Below are 13,867 nucleotides of genomic sequence, written 5' to 3'. Positions count from 1 at the left end.
TAAAAAAAGTCAATATAGCGCTTAGAGTATAAAAATAATTAAATTTTATATAATTCTAAAAGCTATATTGAGCTTTCCCAAGGGCAATCATTTCATTTAATATATTTATCTTAGTAATTACTTCGTTTTTTCTTCCTTTCTCTGTTTTTTGTTGTAAGTTAAAGCCAAACGTTCGCTTCAACCTAAACATAAACGATTCAACCCTTGACCTTTGATGATAGCCGCTATTAATTTTCCATGCTTTTAAACCTTCATCAAAATTTTTATATTCTCTAATTCCTTTTATTACTTTATCTCTGTAAGCTAAATGTTCTTTCTCTACCTTGCTTTTATTCTTTAATTCATCTTGTGACTTAGATGTTCGTGCTGGGGGCATTAAATCTTGTACTCCCCAATCATATATTATCTTTCTAAACTCCTGCGTATCATAAGCTCCATCTGCTATAACGGTTTTAGCTTTGCCTGTTATCTCTTTGCTCATATCACCAACAACTTCACAGTCGTTTGTGTTACTATCCGTATAGGCTACAGATAGTACTTCCATACTATCTAAATCGACTGCTACATGTATCTTCTTCCACTGTTCTCTCTTACGATATAATCCATCCTTACCGTTATAATCCATCCTTACCGTATTTCCTTTGATGCCACCCACTGGTGCTATATACATTTACTCCGGTACTATCAAATACTATCTCTTTCCCTGAACCTTTCTCTTGTACTCCAATATTTTTTACTCGTAACTTTAGCTTACTAGCGATTCTTGATGCATGGGCATAATCCGGTATTCTTAAATCCTTACCCGCAAATATTTTGCTAAACATTCCTTCTGCAAATCCGCTTGTTGCTCGCCATGGCAATCTTAATAACAGCTTAATTGTTAGCAAATATTCATACATCTTGCTATTATATCTTCTCGCTCCTCCTTGCCTCTGTTCCCCTCCATAATATAACTCTTTTAAATATTCTTCACAAAATGTGAAAATTATTGTTCCTCTTTTCTTTAAACTTCTGTTATATTCTTTCCAGTTGCAAACTTTTTGTAGCTTTGACATACACACTTGTGGTTAAGTTTTTTGTCGATTTACTACTTTTCTTAGTTCGCAGCTACTTTTTTTATATCTACGCAACAAGGCCAGCCTACGGCTGCTCGCAATGACGACTCGTTATTCATGCAAGCAACGACACCAATTTTCAAATTAAATGAGTATACATGCAACCATATAAAGCACATATTTTAATCGTAGATGATGATAGCAGAATATTAGCACTTTTAAAGCAGTTTTTAAATAAAAATGAGTTTTTAGTATCAACGGCAAGCTCAGTCATAGAAGCTAAAAATCTATTAAAAACTTCTAATTATGATTTAATTATTTTAGATGTTATGTTACCTGAAATAACAGGGCTTGATTTTGCTACTACTATAAGGGATGCCGGTAATAATATTCCTATAGTTATGCTTACTGCTTTATCGGAAGTCGATGACCGTGTTAAAGGACTTGAAGCCGGTGCCTCTGATTATATAACTAAACCTTTTGAACCACGAGAATTATTACTTCGGATAAATAATTTAATTAATAATTATAATAACTTTAAAAAAGAAATGAATATAATTAAATTCGGCAATAATTTCTATAATTTTGATACAAAGGAATTCACTAAGAACGATCAAATCATATCTCTTAGCTCTACCGAACAAAAATTACTTGAGATATTAATAAAAAATTCCGGTAAATCTACTAGTCGTTTTGAACTTTCAAAAATTATGGGTGGGCTTAGTATGCGTTCTATCGACGTACAAATTACAAGAATAAGAAGTAAACTAGAAGATAATCCAAAAGAGCCGAAATATTTAAAAACCGTGCGTAATGAGGGCTATGCACTTTATATCTAAATTATTACCGAGAACATTATTTGTACGATTTATGTTCATAATAATCATTCCGATTTTAATAGGACAAATTGTTGCTATATTTTTGTTTTACGATCGTCATTGGTATAATGTTTCATACTATACTAGTACTATTATTATTAATGAAATAGAATCACTGATTAAAGAACATAAAAATAATTCAAGAGAGATAACCCATTTATCGGAAAATTATCTTAATTTATCTTATCAATTTCAGCTTAATAAAAAGTTATCTATAAGACAACCTAAATTAAGTGAGCCTCTAACTATATTTAAAAATATTTTAGCTACAAAAATCCATGAAAAAAATATAGTTAAACTAAATAAAGAAAATAAAATCGAAGTATTTTTAGAATTAAAAGATGGAATATTATATATTACTTTTCCTGCAAAATTACTACTTAATCCTACAGTATATATATTTGTTTTATGGATTATATCTTTAACTGTTATATTACTTTCTATTTCTATTATTTTCTCCAAAAATCAAATTAAATCAATAATCACTCTTGCGGATAGCATGGATAAATTTGGTCGAGGTGTTTTAAAAGACAAAAATTTCAAACCTTCAGGAGCTTTAGAAATAAGAAAAGCAGGGCTTGCTTTTTTAAAAATGAAAGCCCGTATTGAAAAACAAATTACTAAAAGAACCACTATGCTTGCTATGATTTCGCATGACCTTAGAACTCCTTTAACAAGAATGAAGCTACAACTTGAATTGATGGAAGAAAGTGAAGAAATTACAGGATTAAAACAAGATATATTAACTATGCAGCAAATGATAAGTGCTTATTTAGATTTTGCTAAAGGTGAAAGTACAGAAGAATTTGAAGAAATTTTATTATTACCTTGGATAGAACATTTTTTAAATAAATGGTCACATGTAGATATTGAATTTATAAAACTTAATAATATAGTTAATTCAAAAGTACGAATTAAACCGAATTCTTTTGAAAGAGCTTTGTCTAATTTAATCGGTAACGCTATAAAATATGGAAATAAAATTAAAATATCTTTGACAGATAATTCATCTACGGTAGCTATAATTATTGAGGATAACGGTCCCGGTATAGATGATACGGAAAAACACCTTGTATTTAAACCGTTTTATAGATCGGATAAAGCAAGACAGCTTGATAATGCAAGCAATGTAGGACTTGGGCTTGCTATTACTCAAGAAATAATAAACGATCATAAAAGCTCTATTTATTTAGAAGATAGCAAGGATTTAGGCGGGTTATCGGTAAGAATCGAAATACCTAGAATATGACGCCGATGTCATTGCGAGGAGAGGCAAAGCCTAGGGCGTAGCAATCTCATAAAGTAGGACTCCTGAGATTGCCGCGCTCCTTGCAGTCGCTCGCAATGACAGGAAAATCTATTCATGCAGCAAAATTTAAAATATAAAATAATGACTAACATAAAACATTTAGCAATAATAATGGATGGTAATGCTCGTTGGGCAGATCGGCATAACTTAACAAAATCTGAAGGACATAAGCTAGGCGCCGATAAAATTCGTGAATTACTGCCTGAGTTTATTAATCTTAATATACCTTATATAACTTTATATACTTTCTCTTCCGAAAATTGGCAACGTTCAAGCACGGAGGTAGATTTCTTAATAAAATTATTAAGTATTTATTTAAAAAATGAATTAAACAGTTTACATAAAAACGGCGTTAAAATAAAAGTAATAGGTAGGCTTAATTTATTAAGTAGCTCATTGCAAAAACAAATAAATAATGCTATAGAATTAACAAAAAATAATAATAAAATAACGCTTTGTATAGCTTTTAGTTATGGAAGTCGTCAAGAAATAGTTGATGCCTGCACAAAAATTATTGCAAGCGGTAAAAAAGAAATAAGTGAAAGCGATATAGGACGCGCTTTATATGATCCTGAAATGCCGGATGTAGATTTATTAATAAGACCGGGTGGGGTTTATCGCATCAGTAATTTCTTGCTTTGGCAAGCAGCTTATGCTGAATTATATTTCTCACCCAAATATTGGCCCGATTTTAATAAAGATGATATAATAGAAGCTATAAATGATTACTCAAAAAGGAACAGAACATTTGGCAAAAGATAAACAAAATATATATTTAAGAATCCTGTCCGGTATAGTTTTAGTGCCGTTATTTGTTATAGCTATATTATGGTTTAAGCCTTTATTCTATATTCTAATGATATTAGTGGGTATGGGAATGTTAAGTGAATGGTATAATATGACCTATTCTTCTATTCCTTATCTATTAATCGGGCTAATGATTATTCCGATTCCTATAAGCCTATTAATATTTTTAAGTATGGAAGATACCAATAGATGGCTTATTATGCTTTATTTTTGCATAATTTGGTCGGTAGATAGTTTTGCAATGATTGGCGGCAAAACTTTTAAAGGAGCAACACTTGCTCCAAAAATCAGTCCTAAAAAAACTTGGAGCGGTTTAGTTACCGGAGTATTATCAGCAGGTTTGGTTGCGGTATTAGCTAGTTTTATACCAAACTTTCATATTGAAAATTACTATTTTTCAAATAAAGTTTATTTGTGTATAATTAGTTGTATATTAGCATTAATAGCTCAATCAAGTGATTTATTTATTTCATATTTTAAGCGAAAATTTAATATTAAAGATAGCGGTCATATAATACCTGGTCATGGAGGAGTATTAGACAGATTTGATAGTATTATTTTAACCGCTCCAGTATTATTTTTTATAAGTATACTCTAATCGTAATGAGCTAAGAGTCGTAGGTTGCTTGGCAATCTCGTCAAATATCCTGAGATTGCTTCGTCACTACGTTCCTCGCAATGACGGAAAATTTGGTCCATTATAACTTATGAGGTAACCCCCCCAAAAAACAATCGACAAAAGGAGTAGAATTTTCTAGAAACAAAGGAGGAGATTCTATAAATGACAATATCAAAGCACAGTGATAGCCAAATCATGTCTATCTTAAAGCAAGCGAGCGGTGGGATGCCTGTAGCGTCTATACTGAGAGAGCACAAAATACCATCAGCGACATTTTATAAATGGAGATCAAAGTATGGTGGTATGGCTTTACCGATGATTACTAAATTAGGTCGTGCCTCCGTATTGCAGTTTAGAGTAAATAGTCTATAATCCTCAAACAGTAATAAGAGAGAATTATAGTTAAGGAGTTATGGCAAAAATAGATGTTAAGTGTAGATATTGTAACAACACAGAAGAAGTAATAAAGTCAGGATATTCAATTTCAAAACAACAGAGATATCAATGCAAGCGGTGTAATCGATATTTTCAATTGGAGTATATTAATAATGCATCTAAGCCTGGAGTTAAGGAGCAAATAGTAGAAATGTCAATCAACGGCTCTGGAGTTAGAGATACAGTAAGAGTATTAAAAGTGGGTATCAATACAGTTATCCGTGTTTTAAAAAAATCTAGTATTAAAAAACAATAAATCATTCTATCAGTACAACAGAAGTAATTATTGCTCCTGAGATAGATGAACAATGGTCTTATGTACAGAATAAATCCAGACAACGATGGCTTTGGTATGCCTTGGATAAGATTTCGTTAAAAGTAGTTGCTTATACGTTTGGTACAAGATGTGATAGCACATTAGAATCATTACTGAAAAAACTAGAGAATTTCAAGGTGACTTTTTACTATACAGATGGATGGGGGAGTTATGCTAGGTTATTAGACCCTAAAAAGCATATTATCAGTAAAAAATACACTCAACGGATAGAACGAAGTAACTTGAACCTTAGAACGAGATGCAAGAGGCTTGCACGTAAGACAATCTGCTTTTCCAAGTCATTGGATATTCATGATAAGGTTATTGGTACTCTTATTGAACGTATAGCTTTTTAATAGGCATAACTGCAATATGGAGGCATGGCCGGAAGAAGATACATGTAGCAGTCGATTTAGATAGTATGGAAGTACTATCTGTAGCCTATACGGATAGTAACACAAACGACTGTGAAGTTGTTGGTGATATGAGCAAAGAGATAACAGGCAAAGCTAAAACCGTTATAGCAGATGGAGCTTATGATACGCAGGAGTTTAGAAAGATAATATATGATTGGGGAGCACAAGATTTAATGCCCCCAGCACGAACATCTAAGTCACAAGATGAATTAAAGAATAAAAGCAAGGTAGAGAAAGAACATTTAGCTTACAGAGATAAAGTAATAAAAGGAATTAGAGAATATAAAAATTTTGATGAAGGTTTAAAAGCATGGAAAATTAATAGCGGCTATCATCAAAGGTCAAGGGTTGAATCGTTTATGTTTAGGTTGAAGCGAACGTTTGGCTTTAACTTACAACAAAAAACAGAGAAAGGAAGAAAAAACGAAGTAATTACTAAGATAAATATATTAAATGAAATGATTGCCCTTGGGAAAGCTCAATATAGCTTTTAGAATTATATAAAATTTAATTATTTTTATACTCTAAGCGCTATATTGACTTTTTTTAATCTCCACGCAACAACGCCTTGCGAGGAAATGACGATAAAATTACCTTTTTAAGGCAATACCAAATATATTTTGCAAAGCTAGAAATATTAATATAGATTAAGTACAAAAAGGAATTAGTGAGTAAAATGCCGAAAAACCAGAATTTAGATATAGAAAGAAAACAAGATCATATTGAAATTAATCTTACGAAAAACGTTGCATCTACGCTTACAAGCGGTTTTGAATCTATGCAATTTATTCACAACGCATTACCGGAAATTAACTACGATAGCATAGATACTACTAGTACTTTCCTTGGAACATCTTTGCAAGCACCTATTCTAATTTCTAGTATGACCGGAGGCACGACTAGAGCTAGCGATATCAATTATCGACTTGCACAAGCCGCCCAAAAAGCCGGAATTGCTATGGGGCTTGGTTCTATGCGGGTTTTGTTAACGAAGCTGGATACGATCGAGACATTTGCGGTAAGGGATGTTGCCCCTGATATTCCATTACTTGCTAATATCGGTGCAGTGCAGCTTAATTACGGGGTAACACCTAAAGAATGTCAGTATTTAGTTGATACTACTAAAGCTGATGCCTTAATCTTACATCTAAACGTATTGCAGGAACTGACTCAGCCGGAAGGTAATAGAAACTGGGAAAATCTTTTGCCTAAGATAAAAGAGCTAGTTAATTACCTCTCTGTGCCTGTAATTGTTAAAGAAGTAGGATACGGTTTATCTAAAAAAGTTGCTGAAAGCCTTATAGGGGTAGGGGTTAAGGTTCTTGATATTGCAGGGAGCGGCGGAACATCTTGGAGTCAAGTAGAGGCTTATCGTGCTACAAATTCACTGCAAAACCGTATAGCTAGTAGCTTTATTAACTGGGGAATCCCGACTTTAGATTCTCTAAAAATGGTGAGAGAAGTATCGAGGGACATTCCGATTATTGCTAGCGGCGGGTTAAAATCCGGCATTGACGGGGCGAAAGCAATCCGGATGGGAGCTAATATTTTTGGACTCGCCGGTCAATTCTTAAAAGCGGCAGATACATCAGAAAGCTTACTTTCCGAAGAGATACAATTAATAATCGAGCAGCTTAAAATTACCATGCTATGCACCGGATCACGCACTTTAAAAGATTTAGCAAAAGCAGAGATAAAACTTTAGGTCATGCCTCCATATTGCAGTTACGCCTATTAAAAAGCTATACGTTCAATAAGAGTACCAATAACCTTATCATGAATATCCAATGACCTGGAAAAGCAGATTGTCTTACGTGCAAGCCTCTTGCATCTCGTTCTAAGGTTCAAGTTACTTCGTTCTATCCGTTGAGTGTATTTTTTACTGATAATATGCTTTTTAGGGTCTAATAACCTAGCATAACTCCCCCATCCATCTGTATAGTAAAAAGTCACCTTGAAATTCTCTAGTTTTTTCAGTAATGATTCTAATGTGCTATCACATCTTGTACCAAACGTATAAGCAACTACTTTTAACGAAATCTTATCCAAGGCATACCAAAGCCATCGTTGTCTGGATTTATTCTGTACATAAGACCATTGTTCATCTATCTCAGGAGCAATAATTACTTGTAGAAGTCAAGATTTAATCTTACAGACATTATAAAAATTATATCTGAATGTCTGATAAGTTATGACTGTCAGATGAGTATTCAAGATATAAGATTTCGTTATTCTTTTCAACAGCTAACTTTTTACTATCCATAAAAGTCTGCATAGGTGTTTTTCCATAGCAATATTTACCGGAATGCGGTCTTTCATTATTATAATATTCTAGCCAAATATCAAGATCTAGTTGTAGATCATCAAGATCAGTATAGATCTTTTTACGCATAGCAGTATCAAAGAATTCTTGTTTCATAGTTTTATTAAAACGTTCACACATACCATTTGTTTGAGGAGAATATGCTTTAGTAGTAGTATGCTCAATACCCTCAATGCTTAAGAACAATTCAAAAGCATGATGTTCTATATTACCTTTATACTCACCACCTCTATCAGTTAAAATACGAAGTACTGGTATTTGCTGACTCTCATACCATGGTAACACTCTATCATTAAGCATGTCAGCAGCGGTAAGTGCTGTTTTATCAGTATATAGTTTAGCCTCTGCAACCCGAGTGTAACTATCAATAAACACTTGAGAATATACCTTGCCTATGCCTTTAAAATTACCTACATAATATGTGTCTTGGCATCCTAGATAACCTGGATGCTGTGTATCAATCTCACCATGAGCTTCTTTCTCGCTACGCCGTTTCTCTAATACTTGTAACTGAGCTTCGGTAAGAACAATACCATCCTGAGCCATTTTGGCTTCTAATGCTTTAAGTCTTTTATTGATATTATTTAAATCATTACGTAGCCAAATAGATCTAACTCCTCCAGGTGATACAAGAATACCAGTCTTTTTAAGCTCATTTGATACTCGCAGCTGACCATAAGCGGGGTATTCTATTGCCATATCTAATACTGCTCTCTCTACGGCAGGATCAACTCTATTCGCTATAATTGGCTTCTTCCGACTAATCTCATATAATGCTTCTTCTCCTCCTGTTTCATATAACTCTTTAAACCTATAATAACTGTCTCTACTGTAACCCATAGCTTTATATGCTGACGATATACTACCAAGACTCCTAGCTAATTCTATTAATCCTATTTTTGGCTTTATTATTTTTTGATTTAGATTCATCTCTAATCCTCCATTTAATATTATCTTAATTTTACTAAATGTAAGATTAAATCTCAACTATTACAAATTACTTCTGTTGTACTGATAGAATGATTTATTGATACGGAGGCACGACCCTTCTTCCACTGTTCTCTCTTACGATATAATCCATCCTTACCGTTATAATCCATCCTTACCGTATTTCCTTTGATGCCACCCACTGGTGCTATATACATTTACTCCGGTACTATCAAATACTATCTCTTTCCCTGAACCTTTCTCTTGTACTCCAATATTTTTTACTCGTAACTTTAGCTTACTAGCGATTCTTGATGCATGGGCATAATCCGGTATTCTTAAATCCTTACCCGCATATATTTGGTAACCCCCCAAAAACAATCGACAAAAGGAGTAGAATTTTCTAGAAACAAAGGAGGAGATTCTATAAATGACAATATCAAAGCACAGTGATAGCCAAATCATGTCTATCTTAAAGCAAGCGAGCGGTGGGATGCCTGTAGCGTCTATACTGAGAGAGCACAAAATACCATCAGCGACATTTTATAAATGGAGATCAAAGTATGGTGGTATAGCTTTACCGATGATTACTAAATTAAAGGAGTTAGAATCGGAAAATGCACGGCTTAAAAAGATGTATGCTGAGGAAAGGCTAAGAGCTGATATATTAAAGGAAGTACTTGAAAAAAAAGTTAGGAAGCCATCTCAAAGGCGGGAGATGGCTAAAATAATATCTGGAGAAAAAGATATTTCTATAAGGAGTGCATGCAAGATCTTTGGTGTCAGCGAAACATGCTATAGATATAAAAGGAAGCTATCATCTGAGGATGATATTATAGCAGGCCAGCTAATGCGTTTAGTAGGTGATCAAAAGAACTGAGGCCTTGGCCTCTGCTTTTTATATTTACGTAATATCAAAGGTTTTGGTTGGAATCATAAACGTGTATACAGGATATATAAGGAGCTAGCCCTTAATATGAGAATAAAGCCTAAGAAGAGATTACTTAGAGCAAAGCCTAAAAAGCTTATAGTGTCTAAAACAATAAATGATTGCTGGTCCATGGATTTTATGCACGATAGTTTAGAGAATGGTAGGAAATATCGTTTATTTAATGTGATTGATGACTTTAATAGAGAGAGCCTTGGTACTGAGACTGATTTTTTATTGTCAGCAGGAAGAGTTATCAGGTCACTAGATCAAATTATAGAATGGCGAGGTAAGCCAAAATCTATACGTTGTGATAATGGACCTGAATATATCAGTAAATTATTTGTAATAGTTGAGATTTAATCTTACATTTAGTAAAATTAAGATAATATTAAATGGAGGATTAGAGATGAATCTAAATCAAAAAATAATAAAGCCAAAAATAGGATTACTAGAATTAGCTAGGAGTCTTGGTAGTATATCGTCAGCATATAAAGCTATGGGTTACAGTAGAGACAGTTATTATAGGTTTAAAGAGTTATATGAAACAGGAGGAGAAGAAGCATTATATGAGATTAGTCGGAAGAAGCCAATTATAGCGAATAGAGTTGATCCTGCCGTAGAGAGAGCAGTATTAGATATGGCAATAGAATACCCCGCTTATGGTCAGCTGCGAGTATCAAATGAGCTTAAAAAGACTGGTATTCTTGTATCACCTGGAGGAGTTAGATCTATTTGGCTACGTAATGATTTAAATAATATCAATAAAAGACTTAAAGCATTAGAAGCCAAAATGGCTCAGGATGGTATTGTTCTTACCGAAGCTCAGTTACAAGTATTAGAGAAACGGCGTAGCGAGAAAGAAGCTCATGGTGAGATTGATACACAGCATCCAGGTTATCTAGGATGCCAAGACACATATTATGTAGGTAATTTTAAAGGCATAGGCAAGGTATATTCTCAAGTGTTTATTGATAGTTACACTCGGGTTGCAGAGGCTAAACTATATACTGATAAAACAGCACTTACCGCTGCTGACATGCTTAATGATAGAGTGTTACCATGGTATGAGAGTCAGCAAATACCAGTACTTCGTATTTTAACTGATAGAGGTGGTGAGTATAAAGGTAATATAGAACATCATGCTTTTGAATTGTTCTTAAGCATTGAGGGTATTGAGCATACTACTACTAAAGCATATTCTCCTCAAACAAATGGTATGTGTGAACGTTTTAATAAAACTATGAAACAAGAATTCTTTGATACTGCTATGCGTAAAAAGATCTATACTGATCTTGATGATCTACAACTAGATCTTGATATTTGGCTAGAATATTATAATAATGAAAGACCGCATTCCGGTAAATATTGCTATGGAAAAACACCTATGCAGACTTTTATGGATAGTAAAAAGTTAGCTGTTGAAAAGAATAACGAAATCTTATATCTTGAATACTCATCTGACAGTCATAACTTATCAGACATTCAGATATAATTTTTATAATGTCTGTAAGATTAAATCTTGACTTCTACATACAAAGACGACGTAGCCAATTTTTCAAGTTCATCGAGTATACCAATATAAATATCAACTACAGCATTATTTAAATCACTACTTCTTTCATCATATATTTCAAAATCAGCTATGTAAGCTCTTTCACCTTCTAACATTGCCGTATTCATATTCCATATTTTTCGCCACATATCAATAACGACTTTAGGCATTTGATCGGGACCTGATGTAAATTTTGCATAAGTTTGCATTGGAATAGTAAGAGTTGAAAATCCTTTATCTATATTCTCAAAAGAAGTAACTTCTTCTCCAAGAAAGTAAGTATATTCCCCGGTAGCGTCACTCTCATAATTTGTATAAACTGCAAAAATTTTTTCCGGAGTTTTTCTATTTAGGATTTTATCTTGTAATTTGTCTGCAAAAAATCGCTGCATTGTTGTCTCTATTTTTACAGTATCAGCGTTCATTTCTGCGGCGTTTGAGGTGCAGGCTGTAATACCGACTAATTTAATTTCTGATAATTGTGTAATTACTTTATTCATTTTATAGTCTCTTAATTAATTCACTAAGTAAGTTAAAACTAATCTAAAAAGGAATAAAGTTCTTAGTGTATAATATGTTTACTGTTTGAAGTATTTATAAATTGAAATAGAAATAAGACATGGTGGAGCCAGAGGGAATCGAACCCTCGACCTCTTGAATGCCATTCAAGCACTCTACCAACTGAGCTATGACCCCAATAACAAATTAATTCTCTTATACTATAATAATAAAACTAAATCTATAAGATTTTTTTATAAAATTCTTTAAGCATTGCTAACTAAGTATAGATTAATTAGAAATTAACGTCTGAGCTACGAAAAAATTAAAAATTTTGACTAAGCAATCCAGTAAGAAAATATTAGAATTAGCACTTTTATTATTTTTCTGGATTAACCCAGCCACCTCATGGCTGGCTTTGTTGCATGACTTAAAAACCCGCTCGGTGTCATACCGTGGCTTGTCCACGGTATCCAGTAAAACAACTAAAAATACTAAAATTATTAGTATTTTTAACTAGATCCCGTGAATAAATTGTAGAAGTCAAGATTTAATCTTACAGACATTATAAAAATTATATCTGAATGTCTGATAAGTTATGACTGTCAGATGAGTATTCAAGATATAAGATTTCGTTATTCTTTTCAACAGCTAACTTTTTACTATCCATAAAAGTCTGCATAGGTGTTTTTCCATAGCAATATTTACCGGAATGCGGTCTTTCATTATTATAATATTCTAGCCAAATATCAAGATCTAGTTGTAGATCATCAAGATCAGTATAGATCTTTTTACGCATAGCAGTATCAAAGAATTCTTGTTTCATAGTTTTATTAAAACGTTCACACATACCATTTGTTTGAGGAGAATATGCTTTAGTAGTAGTATGCTCAATACCCTCAATGCTTAAGAACAATTCAAAAGCATGATGTTCTATATTACCTTTATACTCACCACCTCTATCAGTTAAAATACGAAGTACTGGTATTTGCTGACTCTCATACCATGGTAACACTCTATCATTAAGCATGTCAGCAGCGGTAAGTGCTGTTTTATCAGTATATAGTTTAGCCTCTGCAACCCGAGTGTAACTATCAATAAACACTTGAGAATATACCTTGCCTATGCCTTTAAAATTACCTACATAATATGTGTCTTGGCATCCTAGATAACCTGGATGCTGTGTATCAATCTCACCATGAGCTTCTTTCTCGCTACGCCGTTTCTCTAATACTTGTAACTGAGCTTCGGTAAGAACAATACCATCCTGAGCCATTTTGGCTTCTAATGCTTTAAGTCTTTTATTGATATTATTTAAATCATTACGTAGCCAAATAGATCTAACTCCTCCAGGTGATACAAGAATACCAGTCTTTTTAAGCTCATTTGATACTCGCAGCTGACCATAAGCGGGGTATTCTATTGCCATATCTAATACTGCTCTCTCTACGGCAGGATCAACTCTATTCGCTATAATTGGCTTCTTCCGACTAATCTCATATAATGCTTCTTCTCCTCCTGTTTCATATAACTCTTTAAACCTATAATAACTGTCTCTACTGTAACCCATAGCTTTACATGCTGACGATATACTACCAAGACTCCTAGCTAATTCTAGTAATCCTATTTTTGGCTTTATTATTTTTTGATTTAGATTCATCTCTAATCCTCCATTTAATATTATCTTAATTTTACTAAATGTAAGATTAAATCTCAACTATTACAAATAAATCACGGGATGACAAAGGATAAGCCGAGCCATGCAACAACGCTTTCATGGCTTCGCAATGACGCATCTATA

Annotated in this window: 15 protein-coding genes, 1 tRNA gene and 2 pseudogenes; 10 read left to right on the top strand and 8 right to left on the bottom strand. The window is 33.3% G+C overall.

Annotated elements, in window-relative coordinates:
• Positions 1-55: 55 nt before the first annotated feature.
• Positions 56-625, bottom strand: a complete 570-nt coding sequence (locus AC0ODJ_RS05175; RefSeq protein ID WP_474464397.1) for a transposase — start codon at positions 623-625, stop codon at positions 56-58.
• Positions 615-1,055, bottom strand: a complete 441-nt coding sequence (locus tag AC0ODJ_RS05170) for a transposase (RefSeq protein ID WP_121843865.1) — start codon at positions 1,053-1,055, stop codon at positions 615-617. The genes AC0ODJ_RS05175 and AC0ODJ_RS05170 overlap by 11 nt, the downstream gene beginning before the upstream one ends.
• A gap of 158 nt (positions 1,056-1,213) precedes the next feature.
• Here AC0ODJ_RS05170 and AC0ODJ_RS05165 point away from each other — a divergent pair, with 158 nt between their 5' ends.
• The 8 genes and pseudogenes from AC0ODJ_RS05165 (at position 1,214) to fni (ending at position 7,540) form a co-directional block, all read left to right on the top strand.
• Entirely contained in the window at positions 1,214-1,894 is a 681-nt protein-coding gene (locus AC0ODJ_RS05165; protein ID WP_218459925.1) for a response regulator transcription factor, read from the top strand.
• Positions 1,878-3,182 (top strand): ATP-binding protein, encoded by a 1,305-nt coding sequence (locus AC0ODJ_RS05160; protein ID WP_218459923.1) that lies wholly within the window; start codon positions 1,878-1,880, stop codon positions 3,180-3,182. Before AC0ODJ_RS05165 ends, AC0ODJ_RS05160 begins: the two co-directional genes overlap by 17 nt.
• 114 nt (positions 3,183-3,296) lie before the next feature.
• A complete protein-coding gene (gene uppS / locus AC0ODJ_RS05155; protein WP_218459921.1) occupies positions 3,297-4,004 on the top strand; it encodes a polyprenyl diphosphate synthase in 708 nt (235 codons plus the stop codon).
• Entirely contained in the window at positions 3,964-4,647 is a 684-nt protein-coding gene (locus AC0ODJ_RS05150; RefSeq protein WP_218459920.1) for a phosphatidate cytidylyltransferase, read from the top strand. The genes uppS and AC0ODJ_RS05150 overlap by 41 nt, the downstream gene beginning before the upstream one ends.
• 183 nt (positions 4,648-4,830) lie before the next feature.
• A pseudogene (locus tag AC0ODJ_RS05145) lies at positions 4,831-4,998 on the top strand (transposase); the annotation flags it as partial.
• 82 nt (positions 4,999-5,080) lie between these two features.
• Positions 5,081-5,775, top strand: a protein-coding gene (locus tag AC0ODJ_RS05140) for an IS1 family transposase (RefSeq protein ID WP_240466735.1) whose coding sequence is annotated in 2 segments (ribosomal slippage) — positions 5,081-5,354 and positions 5,354-5,775 — 696 coding nt in all. Because the reading frame shifts where the segments join, the coding sequence is not laid out codon by codon here.
• Entirely contained in the window at positions 5,775-6,329 is a 555-nt protein-coding gene (locus tag AC0ODJ_RS05135; protein WP_474465767.1) for a transposase, read from the top strand. Before AC0ODJ_RS05140 ends, AC0ODJ_RS05135 begins: the two co-directional genes overlap by 1 nt.
• A 182-nt stretch (positions 6,330-6,511) precedes the next feature.
• Positions 6,512-7,540: a type 2 isopentenyl-diphosphate Delta-isomerase gene (fni, locus tag AC0ODJ_RS05130; RefSeq protein ID WP_218460584.1), complete on the top strand. Its 1,029-nt coding sequence runs from the start codon at positions 6,512-6,514 to the stop codon at positions 7,538-7,540.
• A gap of 29 nt (positions 7,541-7,569) precedes the next feature.
• On the opposite strand, the gene AC0ODJ_RS05125 is transcribed toward fni, so the two are convergent.
• The 3 genes from AC0ODJ_RS05125 to AC0ODJ_RS05115 form a co-directional block, all read right to left on the bottom strand.
• Positions 7,570-7,956 carry an IS1 family transposase gene (locus tag AC0ODJ_RS05125; protein WP_474465763.1) on the bottom strand — a complete coding sequence of 129 codons (387 nt, stop codon included), beginning with the start codon at positions 7,954-7,956 and terminating at the stop codon, positions 7,570-7,572.
• A gap of 46 nt (positions 7,957-8,002) precedes the next feature.
• Positions 8,003-9,088, bottom strand: coding sequence for an IS481 family transposase (locus tag AC0ODJ_RS05120; protein WP_474465759.1), 1,086 nt, complete (start codon positions 9,086-9,088; stop codon positions 8,003-8,005).
• A 159-nt stretch (positions 9,089-9,247) separates the two neighbouring features.
• A complete protein-coding gene (locus AC0ODJ_RS05115; protein ID WP_474465202.1) occupies positions 9,248-9,460 on the bottom strand; it encodes a hypothetical protein in 213 nt (70 codons plus the stop codon).
• A 55-nt stretch (positions 9,461-9,515) separates the two neighbouring features.
• Here AC0ODJ_RS05115 and AC0ODJ_RS05110 point away from each other — a divergent pair.
• A pseudogene (locus AC0ODJ_RS05110) lies at positions 9,516-10,352 on the top strand (IS3 family transposase); the annotation flags it as partial.
• A 70-nt stretch (positions 10,353-10,422) separates the two neighbouring features.
• The gene (locus tag AC0ODJ_RS05105) at positions 10,423-11,508 is read left to right on the top strand and encodes an IS481 family transposase (RefSeq protein ID WP_121834048.1); all 1,086 of its coding nucleotides are present in this window, start codon (positions 10,423-10,425) and stop codon (positions 11,506-11,508) included.
• 20 nt (positions 11,509-11,528) lie between these two features.
• Here the strand turns inward: AC0ODJ_RS05105 and AC0ODJ_RS05100 are convergent, their stop codons facing one another.
• From AC0ODJ_RS05100 to AC0ODJ_RS05090, 3 genes are all read right to left on the bottom strand, one after another.
• Complete coding sequence (locus AC0ODJ_RS05100) at positions 11,529-12,068, bottom strand: GyrI-like domain-containing protein (protein ID WP_218459894.1); 540 nt, start codon at positions 12,066-12,068, stop codon at positions 11,529-11,531.
• 120 nt (positions 12,069-12,188) lie between these two features.
• Positions 12,189-12,264, bottom strand: a tRNA-Ala gene (locus AC0ODJ_RS05095).
• 376 nt (positions 12,265-12,640) lie between these two features.
• Positions 12,641-13,726 (bottom strand): IS481 family transposase, encoded by a 1,086-nt coding sequence (locus AC0ODJ_RS05090; RefSeq protein ID WP_127896995.1) that lies wholly within the window; start codon positions 13,724-13,726, stop codon positions 12,641-12,643.
• Between the last annotated feature and the right edge of the window lie 141 nt (positions 13,727-13,867).

It is taken from the genome of Rickettsia senegalensis, assembly GCF_056135685.1.
The sequence above is the reverse complement of the archived record's forward strand: the minus strand, read 5'-3'. Positions and strand labels throughout refer to the sequence as shown.

What these genes read in the sequence shown, in the direction of transcription:
- uppS (WP_218459921.1), top strand. Translation starts at nt 3,297, where the DNA reads ATGCAGCAAAATTTAAAATATAAAATAATGACTAACATAAAACATTTA.
- AC0ODJ_RS05160 (WP_218459923.1), top strand. Translation starts at nt 1,878, where the DNA reads ATGCACTTTATATCTAAATTATTACCGAGAACATTATTTGTACGATTT.
- AC0ODJ_RS05090 (WP_127896995.1), bottom strand. Translation starts at nt 13,726, where the DNA reads ATGAATCTAAATCAAAAAATAATAAAGCCAAAAATAGGATTACTAGAA.
- AC0ODJ_RS05105 (WP_121834048.1), top strand. Translation starts at nt 10,423, where the DNA reads ATGAATCTAAATCAAAAAATAATAAAGCCAAAAATAGGATTACTAGAA.
- AC0ODJ_RS05170 (WP_121843865.1), bottom strand. Translation starts at nt 1,055, where the DNA reads ATGTCAAAGCTACAAAAAGTTTGCAACTGGAAAGAATATAACAGAAGT.
- AC0ODJ_RS05120 (WP_474465759.1), bottom strand. Translation starts at nt 9,088, where the DNA reads ATGAATCTAAATCAAAAAATAATAAAGCCAAAAATAGGATTAATAGAA.
- fni (WP_218460584.1), top strand. Translation starts at nt 6,512, where the DNA reads ATGCCGAAAAACCAGAATTTAGATATAGAAAGAAAACAAGATCATATT.
- AC0ODJ_RS05165 (WP_218459925.1), top strand. Translation starts at nt 1,214, where the DNA reads ATGCAACCATATAAAGCACATATTTTAATCGTAGATGATGATAGCAGA.
- AC0ODJ_RS05100 (WP_218459894.1), bottom strand. Translation starts at nt 12,068, where the DNA reads ATGAATAAAGTAATTACACAATTATCAGAAATTAAATTAGTCGGTATT.
- AC0ODJ_RS05175 (WP_474464397.1), bottom strand. Translation starts at nt 625, where the DNA reads ATGGATTATAACGGTAAGGATGGATTATATCGTAAGAGAGAACAGTGG.
- AC0ODJ_RS05150 (WP_218459920.1), top strand. Translation starts at nt 3,964, where the DNA reads ATGATTACTCAAAAAGGAACAGAACATTTGGCAAAAGATAAACAAAAT.